Consider the following 17,388-nt stretch of genomic DNA (forward strand, 5'->3'; position numbering starts at 1 on the left):
GTACCCCGGACATCCGTGTGCCGTGCGACGTTGCCGATCGCCGCTGACCTGCACCGATACGCTCCGTATCTGTGGACGGACCGCGTGTCGTCCACAGGGGCTGACGCGGTGGCGCCCGGCCGCCCACGCTCCCGTCATGAACTCCACCGAGCCAGCGCGTCTCTCCGTCCGCTCGCCCGCCGACATGGTGGCGGCCGTGCCCTACCTGCTCGGCTTCCACCCCGCCGACAGCGTCGTGGTGGTCGCGGTACGCGGCCGGCGCGTCGTCTTCGCCGCCCGTGGCGACCTGCCCGCACCGGGCGCCGACCCCGGTCCGGCGGCCCGGCACCTGGCGCAGGTGGTGGCCCGGCAGGACGCCGATGCCGCCACTGTCGTCGGCTACGGTCCGGCCGCCCGGGTGACGGTGATCGTGGACGCGCTCGGCGAGGCGCTGACCGCCACCGGCCTGGTGGTGCTCGACGCGCTGCGGGTCACCGAGGGCCGCTGGTTCTCCTACCTGTGCGCGGAGCCGTCCTGCTGCCCGCCCGAGGGCACCCCGTACGACCCGGCCGCCAGTCAGGTCAGCGCGGCGGCGGTGTTCGCCGGTCAGGTGGCGCTGCCCGACCGGGCGGCGCTCGCGGCGCAGGTGTCCCCGCTCGGCGGGCCGGTCCGGCTCGCCATGCGCCGGGCCACCGCGCGGGCCCGTCTCCGCCTGGCCGCGCTCACCGGACGGCCGTCCGCGCCGACGACCGGAAGTCCGCCGCCGGCCGGCGCACCAGCCGGCGGAACCGGACCGACCCCGGAGTTACCGGTCCCGGCCGACCGTCCCCCGTCGGACGGGGAGCCGCCGGTCCTGGAGGACGGTCCCGCGTCGGACGGGGAGCCGCCGGTCCTGGAGGACGGTCCCGCGTCGGACGGGGAGCCGCCGGTCCTGGAGGACGGTCCCGCGTCGGACGAGGTGTCGCTGGTTCCGGCCGAGGGTGCGGGTCCGGGCGGCGAGCCGTCGGTTCCGGCGGACAGAGCCGGATCGGGGGGTGAGCGTCGGGCCGTGCGGACGGCGGGCACGGCGGCTGTGCGAGCCGCGTTCCGCAGGCAGCGGCGCGGCGAGCGGCTGGACGACGACGAGGTGGCCTGGCTGACGGTGCTCCTCGCCCACGTGGCGGTGCGCGACCACGCCTGGTCCCGCACCGATGGCCGGGACGACGACATCAGCCTCTGGACGGACGTGCTGCGACGCGCCGAGCCGGACCTGACCGCCGCGCCGGGATGTCTGCTCGCGTTCGCCGCCTGGCGAGCCGGACACGGGGCCCTCGCGGCTGTCGCCCTGGAACGGGTGCTGTCCGCCCACCCCGGCTACTCGCTCGCGGTGCTGCTCGACGAGGCGCTCCGGCGCGGAGTCGCCCCGTCCGCGCTGGACGGGTGGCCCGGTTCCGACGACGGCGCGGTCCTGCGACGCCGCCGACGCCGGCCACGCCGGTAGCCGCCACCCGCCGCCGTGCGCGCCCGCTGAGCGGTCAGCCACCGAGACGCACGCCCCGGTGAGCGGTCAGCCGATGCGCGCCGCGCCGGTGTAGACGTTCATTGTCGGCCCGCGCAGGAAGCCGACCAGCGTCATCCCCGCCTCCTCGGCCAGCTCGACCGCGAGCGTGCTGGGCGCGGACACCGCCGCGAGCAGCGGCACACCCGCCATCCACGCCTTCTGGGTGAGTTCGAAGCTGGCCCGTCCGGAGACCAGCAGCACATGCCCGGCCAGCGGCAGCCGCCCTTCCCGGGTGGCCCAGCCGAGCACCTTGTCCACCGCGTTGTGCCGCCCGACGTCCTCGCGCAGCACGACCAGCTCCCCGTCGGCGGTGAAGAGGCCGGCGGCGTGCAGGCCGCCGGTGCGGTCGAAGGCACGCTGCGCGGCGCGCAGCCGGTCCGGCAGCCCGGCCAGCAGCTCGGCGGTGACCACCAGTGGGTCGTCCCGCACCGGGAACTGCGAGCGGGTCCGCACCGACTCGATGCTCGCCTTGCCGCACACGCCGCACGAGCTGGTGGTGTAGAAGTTGCGCGACGGGTCGGTGACGGGCTCGGGCACGCCGGGCGAGAGCACCACGTCGACCACGTTGTAGGTGTTCGGGGTCTCCACCCCGGCGCAGAGCTGCGCGGTGTGCACGTCCTCCGCCGACCGGATCAGCCCTTCGGTGAGCAGGAAGCCGATCGCCAGGTCCAGGTCGTCGCCGGGCGTACGCATCGTCACCGCCAGCGGCCGGCGCCGGCCCGGACCGGCCGCACCGACGCGGATCTCCAGCGGCTCCTCCACGGCCAGGGTGTCCTGCCGCCGGATCCGCCCCCTGCCGTCCCCGGCCGCGCCGAGGTCGATCCGCAGCACACCACGCCGATCCGTCGCCCGTCCCATGCCGCCATCCTCCCCGGGCGCCCCGCCGCCCGCACGTCGCCCCAGGTCTTCCCGCCTTCCCCGGCCCTCGGCCGGCCCCGGCCAGCCCTCGGCCCGATGATCGATACCAGTTCAGTGAAGTGGCGGTACCGGAGGCCTGGATTCCCCACCACTTCGGTGAGGAACAGTCGATGAACGCCGGACAACGCCGGGCGCCGGCCCGGGTGGGGAAGCGGCGGTTGTGGCTGTGGCTACTGTGAGGCGGTGACGGGGTACGCGGCGATCCTGCTCGCCGGTGGCGCGGCCCGGCGGATGGGCGGGGTGGACAAGCCGGCCCGTGCGGTCGGCGGCCGGCCGATGCTGCACCGGGTCCTGGACGCCGTGACCGACGCGGACCAGCGGATCGTGGTCGGCTCGTCCGGCCCGGTGCCCAGTGGAGTCCGGACGACCCGGGAGGAGCCGCCGGGTGGCGGTCCGGTGGCCGCCACGGCGGCCGGGTTGGCGCTGCTCGACCCCGGTACGACGACTGTCGCCCTGCTCGCCGCCGACCTGCCGCTGCTCACCGCCGCGGCGGTGGCCGAGCTGCGACGCGCCCTCGCCGCCCCGACCGCCGGGCCGGAAGACGCCCTGATCGCCGGGCCGGATGACGCGCTGGCCGCCGGACGGCAGGCGCTGGATGGGCCCGCCGCCGCGCTCGCCTGCTATGTGGACGGGGACGGCCGCCGTCAGCACCTCTGTGCCCTCTGGCGGGTGCCCGCTCTGCGGGCCGCCCTCGACCGGCTCGCCGCGACGCGCGACGGCTCGCTCGACGGTGCGCCGGTACGCGGGCTGCTCGCCGGGGTTCCGGTACGGGAGGTGTCCTGGTCCGGCTCAGGGCCGCCGCCCTGGTTCGACTGCGACACTGACGAGGACGTACGCCGGGCGGAGGAGTGGACGAGATGACGGTGCTTGACGACTGGGTGACGGCGGTCTGCGCCGAACTGGACCTGGACCCGGCGGGGGTGCCCGTGTCGGCAGTGCTCGACGTGGCCCGGGACGTGGCCCACCAGGTGGTCCGGCCCGGTGCGCCGGTCACCGCGTACCTGCTGGGGGTGGCGGTGGGGCGCGGCGCGGACCCGGCCGCGGCGGCCGAGCGGCTCATCGCCCTGGCCGGCTCCTGGCCGGTGGACCTGGGCGGTTCCACACCGAAGGAATAGCGCCTCGCGCGGGATTCGGTCCCCCTCGCGCCTGGGTAGGGTGGCGGGAACGGACGGAGGCGATCTATGACGGCAGACCACCCCTCGGCGCCGGAGCACCACGCCACCGGCGCCACGCCGGAGCACCACGAGCCGATCCTGCTCGACGAGCCGACCACTGCTGATCTCCGCGCCAAGGTCACCGAGGCCTGGCGCGAGTTCGCCCGGGCGCTCGCCGACCGGCTGCGCGGGCTGCCCACGGGCGGGCATCTGGAGGTGACGCTCGACCCGACCGCCTCGGGCACGGGGGACGCCGTCTACTCGGTGAGCGTGGACGCCGGCGAGGAGGGACACCTCTCGGCCCGCGCGGTCGGCAACGCCACGCTGCCGCAGGGCTACCGGCTGGACCGGGCGGCGGTGGCCGACATGGTGGCGCTCGGCTGGTCACCGCCGGGTGTGGTGCCGGGCTCCGGCGAGCAGTTCGGGCTGGACTGCGGCGCCGACGAGGCGACCCGGCTGGCCGCCGTGCTGTCCCGGACGCTGCGCGACGTCTACGGCGCCCCGCATCCCGCCTTCCTGGTCTACCTGGTGCACGACACCGAGGGTGAGCCGTTGCCTGTGGAACCGCTCGGCACCGCTCGCAGCGAGTTCGGCCCGGACCGCGACGTCGAGGCCGACCTGGACGAGGCGCTGGCCGCGGCGGCGGCCGCCCAGGCCGGCGAGAACGACGTGCTGGCGCTGGCGGAGCGGGTCCGCACCGTCGTGTCGACGATGCTGAAGTCCACGTCCGACAAGCTCCAGGTCGACTCCGACGGTGACATAAACATCCGGGCCGGGTCGGCCATGGTCTTCGTCCGGGTGCGGGACAACCCGCCGCTGGTGGACGTCTTCTCGCCGGTGCTGACCGAGGTCGAGCCGACCGAGCGCCTGTATGTGAAGCTCTCCGAGTTGACCAACCGGATGCCGATCGGCCGGCTCTACTGCGCCGACGACACGGTGTGGGCGTCGATCCCGGTCTTCGGCCGCAACTTCCAGGCCACCCATCTGATGCTCGCGGTGCAGGTGATGACCGGTCTCGCCGACGAGCTGGACGACCGTCTGCACGGCGAGTTCGGCGGCAAGCGCTTCTTCGGCGAGGGCGACAAGCCGGCCCGGGCCGAGGACCACCGCACCGGCATGTACCTCTGAGCCGGATCAGCGTACGTCGAGCAGGGTCTTGCCGACGGTCTCCCGCGCCTCGATCGCGGCGTGCGCGGCGGCGGCCCGGTCCAGCGGGAAGCGCTGCCCGATCAGGGGGCGCAGCCGTCCGGCGGCGCCCTCGGCGAGCGCCGCCTCGGTGAGGGCGCGCAGCTCGTCCGGGCCGGGCCGTGGGCTCAGCAGCGTGACGCCGCGTGCGGCGGCCGCCTCGGCCGGGATGTCCGCCCAGGTGCCGCCGGCCAGCCCGAAGCTGAGCATCCGCCCGCCGCGGTCCAGCAGGCCGAACGCCTCCCGGGCGATCGACCCGCCGACGCCGTCGAACACCACGTCGACCGCGCCGACGGCGTCCCGGACGCGGTCGGTCCAGCCGGCCTGCCGGTAGTCGACCACCACGTCGAGGTCGGCGGCGCGGAGCAGGTCGACCTTGCGGGCGCCGCCGGCGGCGGCCACCACCGTCGCCCCGGCCGCCGCCGCCGACTGCGTGAGCAGCGACCCGACGCCACCGGCCGCCGCCTCGACCAGGACCCGGTCACCCCGCCGCAGCCCGGCAGCCCGCGCCAGCATGAGGGCGGTCCGGCCGTCGGCCATCAGCGCCACCGCCGCGTCCAGCGGCAACCCCGGGGGTACGGGGACCGGCGCGGCCTGGTCGACCACGACGCGCTCGGCGTACCCGCCGGTGCCGCCGGTGGCGGTGACCACGACGCGGCCGGCGAGCGCCGGGTCGGCGTCCGGTCCCAGCGCGGTGATCGTGCCGCCGACCCCGTTGCCGGGAATCACCGGCAGTTCGGCGCCGAACGGCCCGAAGCCGCTGGCCCGGAACATCGTCTCGACGAACGTGATGTTCGCGTGTGCCACGTCGACGAGCACCTGGCCCGGTCCGGGTGCCGGGTCGGGTGCCGTCCCGGGCACGAGCACCTCCGGTCCGCCGAACTCCCGCAGCCACACCGCACGCATACCGCCTCCTCGTCTTCCGCCGGACACGAGTGCACGACATGAAGCGAGGTTGAGGTCAAGGGGTGGACGGCCCGACGCCCGGGGACTCGACCAGCCGGGAGAGCACGATGGTGCTGCGGGACGAGGTGACGAACGATTCGGCGCGCAGCCGTTCCAGCGCCTCCTCCAGGTGAGAGATGTCCGCGGCGCGCAGGTGCACGAGCGCGTCCGCCTCCCCGGAGACGGTGTACGCGCCGACCACCTCGGGATGCCGGCGGGCGGCGGCACCGATCTGCGCCGGTGTGGTCCGGCCGGCGCAGAACAGCTCGACGAACGCCTCGGTGGTCCAGCCGACCGCGGCCGGGTCGACGACGGCGGTGAACCCCCGGATCACACCGGCGGATCGGAGGCGGTCGACCCGTCGCTTGACGGCGGGGGCGGAGAGTGACACCCGGCTGCCGATGTCCGCGTACGAGGCGCGAGCATCCGCGACGAGTAGCGCAATGATTCGCTGGTCAACCGCGTCAATCTGCAACGTTCTGCTCCCGGGAAGCAATGCTTGTGGCTGTTACCAAAGTTGTACCGTACCTACTCTTGGTGACCGTGAACCAGCAGCGAGTCCCGCGAAAGCGGACATATCTCATGTGCTCGCCCGAGCACTTCACGGTCGAGTACGCGATCAACCCGTGGATGGACGTGACCACGCCGGTCGACGCCGACCTGGCGGTCAAGCAGTGGGACCGGCTGCGGGAGACGCTCGTCGGGCTGGGGCACGAGGTGCACCTGCTCACCCCCGAGGCGGGCCTGCCGGACATGGTCTACGCCGCGAACGGCGCCTTCGTGGTCGACGGCACCGCCTACGGCGCCCGGTTCAAGCACGAGCAGCGGTCCGCCGAGGCCGCCGCGCACCGGGCGTTCTACGAGGAGCGGGGCTGGCGGTTCATCGCGCCGAGCGAGACGAACGAGGGCGAGGGTGACTTCGCGTACCTGCCGGACGCGCACGGCGGCCTGATCCTCGCCGGCTACGGCTTCCGGACCGAGCCGGCCGCGCACGCCCAGGCGCAGGAGGCGCTCGGCCGGCCGGTGGTCTCGTTGCACCTGGTCGATCCGCGCTTCTACCACCTGGACGTCGCGCTGGCCTCGATCGACGACGAGAACATCGTCTACTACCCGGGCGCCTTCTCCCACGCCAGCCAGCAGGTGCTGGCCCAGCTCTTCCCGGACGCGATCGTCGCGGACGACGAGGACGCGCTGGCGTTCGGCCTGAACCTGGTCAGCGACGGGCTCAACGTGGTGCTGAACAGCGAGGCGACCCGGCTGGCCGGCACGCTGAAGGCGGCCGGCTACCACCCGGTCGGAGTGGAGCTGGCCGAGCTGAAGAAGGGCGGCGGCAGCGTGAAGTGCTGCGTCGCCGAGCTGCGGCACTGAGCCGGCGCGGACGAAGGGCGGCCTCCCCGCGGGGAGACCGCCCTTCGACGTGTACGGGCGCCGGTCAGCCCAGCGTGGCCAGTTCGTTGATCACGACGTTGGAGAGCAGCCGGCCGTCGGTCTGCACCCGGCGCAGGTACCACTTCTGCTGTGGGGTACGTGTCTGGTTGAACTGCCAGGTGCCGCGCGGGCTGTCCACCTGGCCGATCTTGCCGAGCGCCAGGTTGACCTGCTGCGGCGACGGGTTGGCCCCGGCCAGCCGGATCGCCTTGTCCAGCACCAGCGCGGCGTCGTAGGAGGCCATCGCGTACGTGGTCGGCGCCGAGTTGAACGTCTTCCGGTACGCGGAGGCGAAGATCCGGTTCGCGGTGTTGTTGAGGTCGGCCGAGTAGTTCAGCGCGGTCTCGATGCCGTACGACTGGATCAGCTTGCGCTCGCGGCCCTTCTCCCCGTCGTCGAGTTGGTCGAGCGCGGTGCCCTCGGTGAGGAACCCGGGGGCGTAGATCGGTCCCCGGTAGCCCTGGGCGTAGAGCTGCTTGACGAACTGCACGGCCTGCGCGCCGGAGTAGTGGCAGAAGACCGCGTCCGGCTTGCGCCCGAGCGCCTTGCGGATCGGCCCGGAGTAGAGCGTCCGGGAGGGGTTGGGGTCGTCGTCGGTGAAGATCGGGTCCTCGGTGAGCCGGCGGCCCCGCTCGTACGCGCGCCGCAGCCCTTCGACGACGTCCTGGCTGCCCGGGCCGCGGGTGCCGAAGATGGCGATCCGGCTCGACGCGTCCAGCTTCTGGCGCAGGTACTCGCCGAGCGCCTCGCCGGGCTCGGTCAGGACGTACGACGTGCGCCAGATGTAGACCACACCCTGGAGCGTCGACGGGGAGGCGTTGGAGCCGAGCAGCGGCACCCGGGCCTCTTCGACGGCGTCCTTGATCCCGGTCATCACGGTCGGGCTGACCACGCCGGTGAGCGCGAGCACGCCCTCTTTGAGCAGCCGGTCGACGGCGGCCTTGCCGGTGGCGGCGGTGTCGCCCTCCTCGGCGGTCACGAGCGTGACCGGGTGGCCGGCGATCTGCTGGCCGCGCATGCTGAGGAAGAGCTGGAAGCCGTTGGTGATCTCGTCGCCGATGGCCTTGTTCGCCCCGCTGCCGGGCACGATCAGCCCGACTTTGATCGGGCTGCCGGATCCGGCCTGCTCTCCGGAGTCGTCGTCACCGGAGCCGCAGCCCGCCGCCAGTCCGGTGGTACCCAGCGCGGCCAGCAGTTGCAGCGCCCGCCTGCGGTTCATCTGTGCCACCGATTTCCTTCCCGACGGGGTGGCCATGGTGCACACCCCTTCGGCGTTCTACCTGCTCGGCGACGCTGCGTCAATGCCTTGAAGATCATCGTGAAGCGACCGCAACGCCTCGATGACCAGGGGCCAGGCGGTGGAGCCCGGGGCGATGAGTCCGAAATGCTCGCATTCGGGCAGCTCAACGAGCGTGGCGGAGCCGCCGGCGGCCCGATCGGCGGCCACCCAGGACCGGCTGATCGCCACGGGGACCTGGACGTCCGCCTCGCCATGAACAACTACCGTGCGTGTGCGAACGGGCACCAATGCCGATGGATCCGCCGCCGCGTACCGGTCCGGCACCTCCTCCGGGCCGCCGCCGAGCAGCGCGGCCACCGCACCCCCGTCCAGGTCCAGCCGGTACGCCTGCGCGAGGTCGGCGACCGGTGCCAGCGCGAGTACCCCGCCGACCGTCTCCGGGGCCTGCGCGGCCACGTACAGGGCCAGGTGCCCGCCCGCGGAGTGACCGACCAGGATCGGCGGCACCGGCGCCACCCGGCCGGGCAGCGCGGCGGCGGCCAGCTCCGGCAGCGCGGCGATCCCGGCGCGGACGTCGGTGAGCGTGTGCGGCCAGCCACCGCCCGGCCGGCCGGTCCGGCGGTACTCGACCTGCGCGACGGGGTGTCCGAGCGCGGCGAGCGCCGCCGCCATCGGACCGGTGTGGCTACGGTCGTACTCCGCCCGCCAGAAGCCGCCGTGCACCACGACCACCAGCGGCCGGGGTGGCCCGTCGCCGGCCGGCCGGCGCAGGTCGGCGCACTGGTCCGGGTGGTCGCCGTAGGCGACTGTGGCATCCGGGGGCGGGGACGGGCGGGTCAGCACCTCACGCGGGTCGGAGAGCATGCGGCGACGGTAGCGCCCCCCGGTCCGGCCGCGTGCACCTGGTTCGCGTGGGTAAAGATGGGTGCCATGACCGAAGCGCACTCCGCCGGACACGACGACGAACAGGGCAACGATGGCATCCCCGGCACCGTGGTGGTGGTCGGGCCGGACGGCCGCCCGGTCGGCACGGTGCAGACCGATGAGGGCAAGGGCGAGGACCCGACCCGCCTGGTCGAGCAGCCGGCCAAGGTGATGCGGATCGGCAGCATGATCAAGCAGCTGCTGGAGGAGGTGAAGGCCGCGCCGCTGGACGACGCCAGCCGGAACCGGATGCGGGAGATCCACGAACGCTCGATCGTCGAGCTGAAGGAGGGCCTCGCCCCCGAGCTGCGCGAGGAGCTGGAGCGGATCTCCCTGCCGTTCACCGAGCAGCAGACGCCGAGCGAGGGCGAGCTGCGCATCGCGCACGCCCAGCTCGTGGGGTGGCTGGAAGGGCTGTTCCACGGCATCCAGGCCGCGCTCGTGGCCCAGCAGATGGCCGCCCGCGTCCAGCTGGAGCAGATGCGTTCCGGCCGTCAGGCGCTGCCCAGCGGCCCGGGCGGCGTGATCCCGGGCATGCCCGGGATGCCCGGGAGCGCCGAGGGCCACGCGCCCGGCCAGTACCTGTGACCCGCCGGCCGGGGCGCGTGAGGCGCCCCGGCCGCTCAGTCCACCCCGAAGACCTTCTCCAGGTACGCCGCCACACCGTCCTCGGTGTTCGGCCCGGTGACCTCGTGTGCGATCTCCCGTACGGCCGGGTGGGCGTTGGCGACCGCCACCGCCCGCCCGGCCCAGGCCAGCATCGGCACGTCGTTCGGCATGTCGCCGAAGGCCAGCACGTCCCGCTCGTCGACGCCCAGCCGCTCCGCGTACCAGGCCAGGCCGGCCGCCTTCGTCACGCCTGCGGCGGAGATCTCGATCAGCCCGCTGTACGACGAGTGCGTCGCCTCGGCCAGCCCTTCCAGCGCGCCCGCCACCACCCGCACGAAGACGTCCGGGTCCTGCTCACTCGCCCGCGCCAGCAGCTTCACCGCGGGCGCGGCGAGCAGCTCCTCCGGCGACTCGACCGCCCGGATCGCGTCGTGGTCGGCGTCCCAGCGCAGCGGATAGTCCGCCTCGTGCCGCATCTGCCGGCTGTCCACGATCTCCACGGCGAGGCTCACGCCGGGCACCTCGGCCCGCAGCCGCCGGGCCACCTCGGCCAGCAACTCCGGGGCGAGCGGGTCGGCCCGCAGCACCTGGTCGGTGTCCGGGTCGTACACCACCGCGCCGTTGGCGCAGATCGCCGGCAGCGGCTCGGCGAGCTGCTCGTACACGAGCTGGAGCCAGCGGATCGGACGGCCGGTGACCAGGACCACCGGTGTGCCGGCGGCGGCGACCCGGGCCAGCACCGCGGCGGTACGCGGGCTGAGCGTCCGGTCGTCGCGCAGCAGCGTGCCGTCGATGTCGCTGGCGACGAGGCGAGGGGTTTCCTGCATCACCGGGACAGTAGTCGGTCCAGGTAGACGGCCACGCCGTCGTCGTCGTTGCGCAGGGTGACCTCGTCCGCCGCGGCGCGCACCTCCGGGTGGGCGTTCGCCACCGCCACCCGCGCCCACCCCGCCCAGCCGAACATCGGCAGGTCGTTCGGCTGGTCGCCGAAGACCAGCACGTCGGCCGGGTCCACGCCGAGCCGCTCGGCGACCACGCTCAGCCCGCTGGCCTTGTCCGTGCGCGGCGGGCAGATCTCGACGAAGCCGAGCCCGGCCTGGGTGAGCGTGGCAACCTCCGGCGGCACGACCGCGCGGGCCGCCGCCAGCAGTTCGTCGACGTGGTGGTCGGCGGTCCGCGCGAACGCCTTGATCACGTCGCAGGACAGGCACTCCATCCGGCTGCGCGCCTCGAACCGGTCCGGGTAGGGCCAGCTCGGGTGGTAGTCGCCCCACAGCGGCGCGTCGTGCTCGTCCGACGCCTCCACCATCACCGTCAGCGGACCGACCGCCGCCTCCAGGTCGGTGAGGATCCGGGCCAGCACCTCGCCGGGCAGGCGCTCGTCGCGCAGCACCAGCGGCCCCTCGGGGTCGCTCTGGTCCACCACCCGGCCGCCGCCGGCCATCACCAGGAAGTCGGCGGCCCGGATGTCGTTGCGGGTGAGTTCGGTCAGGCGCGGTCCGCGGCCGGTCGCGCCGACCACCGGGATCCCGGCGGACCGCACCCGGTCCAGCACCCGATGGGTGTACGCGGAGACGGTCTCGTCGCTGCGGACGAGCGTGCCGTCGAGGTCGGTGGCGATCAGCTTGGGCAGCCCCGGGCGGGTCATGGTTCCTCCTTCGCCCGCCGCCGTCACGCCGGCCGACCAGGTCCTCGGTGCCGCGACCATGGGACGGCGGGCAGCAACCGTATCTCGCGCGACGGGCGGCAACCACGGCTTTCCGGCGAATCGGCGGCGAAGCCCCGGTGGCCGGCGTACGCCCTGCCGGGCTTGGCTCAGCGGGACCGGTCGGGGTCGGCGAACGGCGTCGTGGGCTGCACAGTCAGGTCCGCCGGGGCGGGGGGCAGATCGTCCTCGTCCGCCCGGCGGCCACGGCCGGGCCGCTCCCCGTCCGGCTCCGCGTCGCCGGTCACACCGCCGGCCGCCCGGCCGGCCAGGTACAGCGCGCCCGCCAGCAGCGCGACGGCGACGAACGCGCTGACCAGGCCGCGTCCGTGCTCGACCTGGAGGCGCTGCTCACCGACGAAGAACAGGATGCGCCGGGCGATCTGTTCGAGGGAGGCGGCGGTCGCGACGAGCACCCCGAGCACGCCCGCGGCAAGACCCAGCCCGGCCAGCCGGGCGTGCTGCCGTACCGCCGGGGTGCCGCGCAGCGCCAGCGCCACCGCCACCGACAGCCCGAGCACACCCACCAGGTACGCCGTCCCGAACCCGCCGATGTCGGAGATGCCGTTCGTCAGCCGGGTGGGTGTCTCGCCGCCCCGGACTTCGGCCGGCACCGCGATCACCAGCCACTCGCCGATCAGCGAGGCGACAGCGGCCACCGCGCCGAGCCCGGTGAGCACCGTCGGCAGGCGACGGTCCCGGCTCAGCGCGGCGAGCGAGCGCCCGGCCCGGCCGGACGACTCCGGCTCGGCGTCGCCCCACTCGACGATCGTGGTGTCGTCGGACCTGTTGTCCTGCATGGGGATCCGCTTGTCCTGCCGGGGAACGGGGAGATCCTGCGACATGGCCACCCTTCCCGTACGCGGGCCTGGGTCGAATCATGGCACAGCCCGCGCCCACCGGCCGGGATCGCGACCCGAGGTCCGGTGCGGTACGGCCCGCTTTCGGTTAGCGTCGGTGCCATGCCTATCCGTACCGCATCCGCTCGCTGGCAGGGCAACCTCACCGAGGGGTCCGGCACCGTCCGCACCGGCAAGGGCGGCCTGTCCGGCAACTACTCCTTCAAGTCGCGCTTCGAGGAGGGCGAGGGCACCAACCCCGAGGAGCTGATCGGCGCCGCGCACGCCGGCTGCTTCTCGATGGCCCTCTCCAAGCAGCTCGCCGACGCCGGCGCCCAGGAGTCGGCGGTGGAGACCACCGCCAAGGTGCACTTCGACAAGACCGACGCCGGCATGACGGTGACCCGCATCGACCTGGAGACCGTCGGCCAGGTCCCGGGCATCGACCAGACCGAGTTCACCAAGCTCGCCGAGGCGGCCAAGGAGAACTGCCCGATCTCCCGGCTGCTGTCCCCGGGCGCGCAGATCACGCTGAACGCCCGTCTGGCCTGACATCGCGCACGGCACGGCGAGGGTGTCCCGCGGGACGCCCTCGCCGTGCGGTGTGCCCGACCGGAGGGAGTGACCGGGCCGCGTGGCCGTGGAGATGAGCCGGGACCGGTTCGAGGAACTGGTCGGCGAGGCGCTCGACGAGGTGCCCGAGGAACTGCTCGGGTTGATGAGCAACGTGGTCATCCTGGTGGAGGACGACCCGCCGCCGGGCGAGGACCTGCTCGGCCTGTACGAGGGGCACGCGCTCACCGATCGCGGCTGGGACTACTCAGGCGTGCTGCCCGACCGCATCCTGATCTACCGCAACCCGATCCTGGCGATCTGCGACACCGACGACGACGTCGTCGAGGAGGTGGCGGTGACCGTGGTGCACGAGATCGCCCACCACTTCGGCATCGACGACGAGCGGCTGCACGCCCTGGGCTGGGGCTGACCGGCCTCCGGCGCGTCCCCGCCCGGCTGGTCCCGGCGGTTGCGCCGGTCCCCTAACCTGCGGATCAGGCAGAACCTGATGCGGGAGGAAAACCCATGCGCAGCGCGCTGTTCTCCGCGGAGAACCTTGAGAAGGAGTCCCAGCAGCCGGGCATGCGGTTGCAGAACGCCAAGATGCTGAAGATCGAGCTGAACGGCGAGGCGATGGCCCGCGTCGGCTCGATGGTCGCCTACCAGGGGCAGGTGCAGTTCCAGGCGCTCGGCTCCGGCGGCATCGGCAAGTTCATCAAGCAGCGGCTCACCGGTGAGGGCGTGCCGCTGATGAAGCTCTCCGGCCGCGGTGACGTGTTCCTCGCCGACTTCGCCAAGGACGTGCACATCATCGACCTGGAGCCGGGCGACGCGCTGTCCATTAACGGCTCCAGCGTGCTGGCGTTCGACCCGACCCTTCAGTACGACATCAAGATGGTCGGCGGCGCCGGTTTCGCGTCCTCCTCCGGCCTGTTCAACTGTGTCTTCACCGGGCACGGCCGGATCGCCATCACCACAAAGGGCACCCCGGTGGTGCTGAACGTGGACGCGCCGACGTACGTGGACCCGCAGGCGGCGGTCTGCTGGTCGGCGAACCTCCAGACCGGCTACCACCGTGCCGAGCAGCTCGGCCTCGGCACGCTGCTCGGCCGCAGCACCGGCGAGGCGTTCACGATGAGCTTCGCCGGGCAGGGCTTCGTGGTGGTCCAGCCCTCGGAGGAGCCTCCGGTGGCCGGCAGCGGCTCCCAGCAGCAGGGCGGCGTGCTCGGCGGCCTGCTGCAGTGACCTCCGGTGCCCGGGGTGTCCGCCGAGGTCGCCCCGGGCCGGTCAGCTCAGCTCTCCGGCCCGCAGCCGGGCCACCCAGGCCGCCGCGTCGGCGTAGTCGGCGTCGGTGAGCCCGGGCGGCACCGGCGTCGGCTGGCCACCCGCCGTGCTCCAGCGGTGCCGGGGGTACGACCCCAGGAACCGCACGTCGGCGCAGACCCGGCGCAGCCCCTGCAACGCCTCGCCGAGGCGTACGTCGGCGACGTGCCCGGCGCAGTCCAGGAAGAACACGTAACGGCCGAGCGCCTCGCCGGTGGGGCGGGACTCGATCCGGGTCATGTTCACGCCGCGTACCGCCAGCTCCATCAGCACCGCGAGCAGCGCGCCCACCCGGTCGTGGGCGAGGAACACCGCGAGCGAGGTGAGGTCGTCGCCGGTGGGCGGCGGGGGCGGCCCGGGGCGGGCCACGAGCGCGAACCGGGTCACCGCGTCCGAGTGGTCGGCGATCTTGTCGGCGAGCACCGCCAACCGGTGCCGGCTCGCGCCGATCGGGGCGCAGATGGCGGCGTCGTACTCGCCGCCGGCCGCCCCGGCCGCGGCGGCGCCGTTGGAGAGCACGTCGACCACTGTGGCGTCGGGCAGGTGCTCCCGCAGCCAGCCCCGGCACTGGGTGGACGCCTGTGGGTGGGCCGCGACGGCGCGGACGTCGGACAGCGTGGTGCCGGCGCGGGCGGCCAGCACGAACTCCACCGGCAGGACCACCTCGCGGGTGATCACCAGCGGGTCGCCCTCGACCAGTTCGTCGAGCGTCACCCCGACCGCGCCGCCGATGGAGTTCTCCAGCGGCACCAGTGCCGCGTCCGCCTCTCCGGCGCGTACCGCGTCGAGCGCCTCGCCGACGCTGCGGGCGGGTGTGCGGTCCCCGCGCTCGGCGGCGGGCACCGTGCGCAGCGCCTGCTCGGCGAAGGTGCCCTCGGGGCCCAGGTAGACGAAGCGGGTCGGCGGTGTTCCCGGCATGCCGACCAGCCTACGCACCCGGCGTGCCGTCGCAGGCCAGGGTACGGATGCCGGCCGGCGCCACGGTCCGCACCTCGATGCCGCACACGTCGGTGCCGGCGGTGACCAGCCTCGGCGTGCCGGTCTCGCCGCGCGTGACCACCTGCAACTCCTCGTGCCCGGGGACGGTCAGCACGGTGTACTGCCAACCGTCGGCGCAGAGCGGACCGGTCGCCACCGTGACCCGGACGTCGCGGGGCAGCACGCCTGCGGAGCCGCGCAGCAGCGCGACGATCCGGTCGCCGGAGGGCCGCCCCCGGCAGGGCGCCGCCGACGACGGCACGGACGGGGAGAGCGTGGGCGGGAGGACGGGCGCCGGTGGGGTGGGGGTGGCGCTCGGGGTCGGCGTGGCGGACGCCGTCGGGGCCGGTACGGGCGTGGCCGCGGCGGGTGGTGGTGCGCGCAGTTCGGGTGGTGTGCCGCAGGCGGCGAGGGCGAGCAGCGTCAGCAGTGCCAGCGGGCGGTGGCGGCGTCGGGGCTGTGGGGTGCGGGGCACGGGGGCGTCCTCGGGCATCGAGGGATGTCGTCGTGTGGTGGGGCCGAGGCCATCGTAGGAGGATGACCGGCCCGGGTGAAGGGCGTGGCTCTCGTCGCCGGTCAGACCGCGGAGAGGAAGGTGAGCGAGCCGGCCACCGCGCCGTCGGTGAGCACCGGCGTGGAGATGGCGTCGACCGTCCGGCCGGCGTCGGAGCCGGGCCCCTGCACGCGCAGCAGGCCGCGGGCGAGCCGCCCGGAGTGCAGCGCCAGCAACGGCGGGATCTTGTCGGTCTCCTGCTCGGTCAGCTCGCTCGGGCTGGCCGTGAAGTCGACCAGGCGCAGGCCACCCTCCAGCAGCGGCAGGCCGATGACGTCCTCCGGGGCGCCCAGGCAGAGCAGGTCGCAGCCGGACGAGGAGATCGCCACCACAGTGGTGCCGGCGTCGATCAGCAGGCACGGCTCGGCGGCCCGGGAGACCATGCCGGACCACTGCCCGAAGTTGTCGGACTCCTGCTCGGTGGATGCCGCGGGCGCGAACACTTCCGAGAGTGAGAGTTCGACGTGGGCCACCGCGCCTCCTATGTACACCGACGGTCTGTCCACGCTAGCCGGTCGGTGCGGCGGAAGCATCGGCTGCCGGGCGGCCGGCGACGGCGCGGACCGACGGAACCAGTCGGGGGCGGTGCCGGGGGCCGCGTGGCGTCGCCGGAGACGTTACCGGCGGGCGGCCCGCTTGTCAGCGGCCGTTCGGCCCTCGTCATACCACCGGTAGTCGGCGGATGGACGGTACGTGCCGTTGAACCAGGTCGCCGGCGCCTGGGCGACGCGGGAGAGCTTCTCGGCGGTGGCCGGACTGATCCGGTTCCCGCCGGCCACGAGCAGGCGGTCCAGCTCGCGGTGGGTGGCCATGAGGCAGTCCTTCGGCAGGCCGTAGACGCTGATCACCCCGGAGCCGACGAACGTCAGCACCGGGGTGACCGGGATCGGCAGGCCGACCGCGTCGGAGAGGGCCTTGCTGGCGCGCTTGGCGTCCCGGCGTGCCTCCGCCACGTACGGCGGGCGCTTGCCGTTGATCTGGACCACGTCTCCGGCCACCAGCACCCGGGCCCGGCCGTGGTCGGCGATGGTGACCGCGAACAAGCCGCTCGGGCCGATGGCCAGGAACCCGGCCCGGTCGTCGCCGTCGCGGTCGAGCAGCATGTCGGCCGGATCCGTCCGGGGCCACTCGATGACGTGCCAGGCGGGACCGAGGTGGTCGAGTTGGCCCAGGGCGCGGGCCCCTGCCGCTTCCAACCGGCGGGCCCCCCGCTCCGCCCGGCGACGCCGGGCCCACTCCAATGGAGTCGGTCGGGCCGGCTCGAGCACCGAGGTGGGCTCGACCCGGGAGTGCGGCACCGTGCGGGGCGGCAGTGCCCTGCTCGGTACGGCTCGACGAGCGGGAAAGACAGTCATCGCGACCTCCGGCAAAAGGTCTCTCGAAGTTATGTCTCCACTACCCTACGTTGCGCCCCCGGGGGCTCGGCAAGTTGGACCGCCGGAGTGAGTGCGGATGAATGCCATATTCATTCACACTTCTTTTCCGGATGCTGCGCAAGCCTGCCCTAGGCTGC

The 17,388-nt window shown here is 73.9% G+C and carries 21 protein-coding genes; 9 read left to right on the top strand and 12 right to left on the bottom strand.

The features are described 5' to 3' along the window. Positions 1 to 136: 136 nt before the first annotated feature. Entirely contained in the window at positions 137 to 1,459 is a 1,323-nt protein-coding gene (locus AB0B20_RS14205; RefSeq protein WP_357470718.1) for a DUF4192 domain-containing protein, read from the top strand. A gap of 66 nt (positions 1,460 to 1,525) precedes the next feature. On the opposite strand, the gene fdhD is transcribed toward AB0B20_RS14205, so the two are convergent. Then, entirely contained in the window at positions 1,526 to 2,377 is an 852-nt protein-coding gene (gene fdhD / locus AB0B20_RS14210) for a formate dehydrogenase accessory sulfurtransferase FdhD (RefSeq protein ID WP_357382053.1), read from the bottom strand. A 243-nt stretch (positions 2,378 to 2,620) separates the two neighbouring features. On the opposite strand from fdhD, the gene AB0B20_RS14215 reads away from it, so the two are divergent. From AB0B20_RS14215 to AB0B20_RS14225, 3 genes are all read left to right on the top strand, one after another. Continuing rightward, positions 2,621 to 3,298: an NTP transferase domain-containing protein gene (locus AB0B20_RS14215; RefSeq protein ID WP_357382051.1), complete on the top strand. Its 678-nt coding sequence runs from the start codon at positions 2,621 to 2,623 to the stop codon at positions 3,296 to 3,298. Further along, on the top strand, positions 3,295 to 3,552 hold the full coding sequence (locus tag AB0B20_RS14220; protein WP_357382049.1) for a DUF6457 domain-containing protein: 258 nt from the start codon (positions 3,295 to 3,297) through the stop codon (positions 3,550 to 3,552). The genes AB0B20_RS14215 and AB0B20_RS14220 overlap by 4 nt, the downstream gene beginning before the upstream one ends. A gap of 66 nt (positions 3,553 to 3,618) precedes the next feature. Then, on the top strand, positions 3,619 to 4,719 hold the full coding sequence (locus AB0B20_RS14225) for a hypothetical protein (protein ID WP_357470721.1): 1,101 nt from the start codon (positions 3,619 to 3,621) through the stop codon (positions 4,717 to 4,719). Positions 4,720 to 4,725: 6 nt separating this feature from the next. Here AB0B20_RS14225 and AB0B20_RS14230 read toward each other — a convergent pair whose 3' ends face one another. Next, a complete protein-coding gene (locus AB0B20_RS14230; RefSeq protein ID WP_357470724.1) occupies positions 4,726 to 5,682 on the bottom strand; it encodes a zinc-binding dehydrogenase in 957 nt (318 codons plus the stop codon). Between the two features lie 55 nt (positions 5,683 to 5,737). Beyond that, a complete protein-coding gene (locus tag AB0B20_RS14235) occupies positions 5,738 to 6,196 on the bottom strand; it encodes an Lrp/AsnC family transcriptional regulator (protein WP_013289323.1) in 459 nt (152 codons plus the stop codon). A gap of 59 nt (positions 6,197 to 6,255) precedes the next feature. On the opposite strand from AB0B20_RS14235, the gene ddaH reads away from it, so the two are divergent. Then, positions 6,256 to 7,089 carry a dimethylargininase gene (gene ddaH, locus AB0B20_RS14240; RefSeq protein WP_357470727.1) on the top strand — a complete coding sequence of 278 codons (834 nt, stop codon included), beginning with the start codon at positions 6,256 to 6,258 and terminating at the stop codon, positions 7,087 to 7,089. Positions 7,090 to 7,153: 64 nt separating this feature from the next. Here the strand turns inward: ddaH and AB0B20_RS14245 are convergent, their stop codons facing one another. Together AB0B20_RS14245 and AB0B20_RS14250 are read right to left on the bottom strand one after the other, a co-directional pair. After that, positions 7,154 to 8,377 (bottom strand): ABC transporter substrate-binding protein, encoded by a 1,224-nt coding sequence (locus AB0B20_RS14245; protein WP_357382042.1) that lies wholly within the window; start codon positions 8,375 to 8,377, stop codon positions 7,154 to 7,156. A gap of 48 nt (positions 8,378 to 8,425) precedes the next feature. Next, a complete protein-coding gene (locus AB0B20_RS14250) occupies positions 8,426 to 9,253 on the bottom strand; it encodes an alpha/beta hydrolase (RefSeq protein WP_357470730.1) in 828 nt (275 codons plus the stop codon). 57 nt (positions 9,254 to 9,310) lie between these two features. On the opposite strand from AB0B20_RS14250, the gene AB0B20_RS14255 reads away from it, so the two are divergent. Continuing rightward, positions 9,311 to 9,901, top strand: coding sequence for a bacterial proteasome activator family protein (locus AB0B20_RS14255; RefSeq protein WP_355093734.1), 591 nt, complete (start codon positions 9,311 to 9,313; stop codon positions 9,899 to 9,901). 35 nt (positions 9,902 to 9,936) lie between these two features. Here the strand turns inward: AB0B20_RS14255 and AB0B20_RS14260 are convergent, their stop codons facing one another. The 3 genes from AB0B20_RS14260 to AB0B20_RS14270 all read right to left on the bottom strand — a co-directional run bounded on the left by AB0B20_RS14260 (position 9,937) and on the right by AB0B20_RS14270 (position 12,472). Next, entirely contained in the window at positions 9,937 to 10,749 is an 813-nt protein-coding gene (locus tag AB0B20_RS14260; protein ID WP_357470733.1) for an HAD family hydrolase, read from the bottom strand. Beyond that, positions 10,749 to 11,570: an HAD family hydrolase gene (locus tag AB0B20_RS14265; protein ID WP_357470736.1), complete on the bottom strand. Its 822-nt coding sequence runs from the start codon at positions 11,568 to 11,570 to the stop codon at positions 10,749 to 10,751. Before AB0B20_RS14265 ends, AB0B20_RS14260 begins: the two co-directional genes overlap by 1 nt. 167 nt (positions 11,571 to 11,737) lie before the next feature. After that, the gene (locus AB0B20_RS14270) at positions 11,738 to 12,472 is read right to left on the bottom strand and encodes a hypothetical protein (RefSeq protein ID WP_357470739.1); all 735 of its coding nucleotides are present in this window, start codon (positions 12,470 to 12,472) and stop codon (positions 11,738 to 11,740) included. A 117-nt stretch (positions 12,473 to 12,589) separates the two neighbouring features. On the opposite strand from AB0B20_RS14270, the gene AB0B20_RS14275 reads away from it, so the two are divergent. The 3 genes from AB0B20_RS14275 (at position 12,590) to AB0B20_RS14285 (ending at position 14,266) form a co-directional block, all read left to right on the top strand. Further along, a complete protein-coding gene (locus tag AB0B20_RS14275; RefSeq protein WP_354866593.1) occupies positions 12,590 to 13,018 on the top strand; it encodes an OsmC family protein in 429 nt (142 codons plus the stop codon). Positions 13,019 to 13,106: 88 nt separating this feature from the next. Continuing rightward, complete coding sequence (locus tag AB0B20_RS14280; RefSeq protein ID WP_176722904.1) at positions 13,107 to 13,451, top strand: metallopeptidase family protein; 345 nt, start codon at positions 13,107 to 13,109, stop codon at positions 13,449 to 13,451. A gap of 95 nt (positions 13,452 to 13,546) precedes the next feature. Next, on the top strand, positions 13,547 to 14,266 hold the full coding sequence (locus AB0B20_RS14285) for an AIM24 family protein (RefSeq protein WP_357382032.1): 720 nt from the start codon (positions 13,547 to 13,549) through the stop codon (positions 14,264 to 14,266). Between the two features lie 42 nt (positions 14,267 to 14,308). Here AB0B20_RS14285 and pheA read toward each other — a convergent pair whose 3' ends face one another. The 4 genes from pheA to AB0B20_RS14305 all read right to left on the bottom strand — a co-directional run bounded on the left by pheA (position 14,309) and on the right by AB0B20_RS14305 (position 17,230). After that, the gene (gene pheA, locus AB0B20_RS14290) at positions 14,309 to 15,262 is read right to left on the bottom strand and encodes a prephenate dehydratase (protein WP_357382030.1); all 954 of its coding nucleotides are present in this window, start codon (positions 15,260 to 15,262) and stop codon (positions 14,309 to 14,311) included. A 10-nt stretch (positions 15,263 to 15,272) separates the two neighbouring features. Continuing rightward, positions 15,273 to 15,815 (bottom strand): hypothetical protein, encoded by a 543-nt coding sequence (locus AB0B20_RS14295; protein WP_357470742.1) that lies wholly within the window; start codon positions 15,813 to 15,815, stop codon positions 15,273 to 15,275. A gap of 83 nt (positions 15,816 to 15,898) precedes the next feature. Then, the gene (locus tag AB0B20_RS14300) at positions 15,899 to 16,348 is read right to left on the bottom strand and encodes a hypothetical protein (RefSeq protein ID WP_013289310.1); all 450 of its coding nucleotides are present in this window, start codon (positions 16,346 to 16,348) and stop codon (positions 15,899 to 15,901) included. A gap of 144 nt (positions 16,349 to 16,492) precedes the next feature. Next, on the bottom strand, positions 16,493 to 17,230 hold the full coding sequence (locus AB0B20_RS14305; protein WP_357382025.1) for a hypothetical protein: 738 nt from the start codon (positions 17,228 to 17,230) through the stop codon (positions 16,493 to 16,495). Positions 17,231 to 17,388 lie beyond the last annotated feature (158 nt).

This window comes from Micromonospora sp. NPDC049151, assembly GCF_040648395.1.
Lineage (GTDB): Bacteria > Actinomycetota > Actinomycetes > Mycobacteriales > Micromonosporaceae > Micromonospora.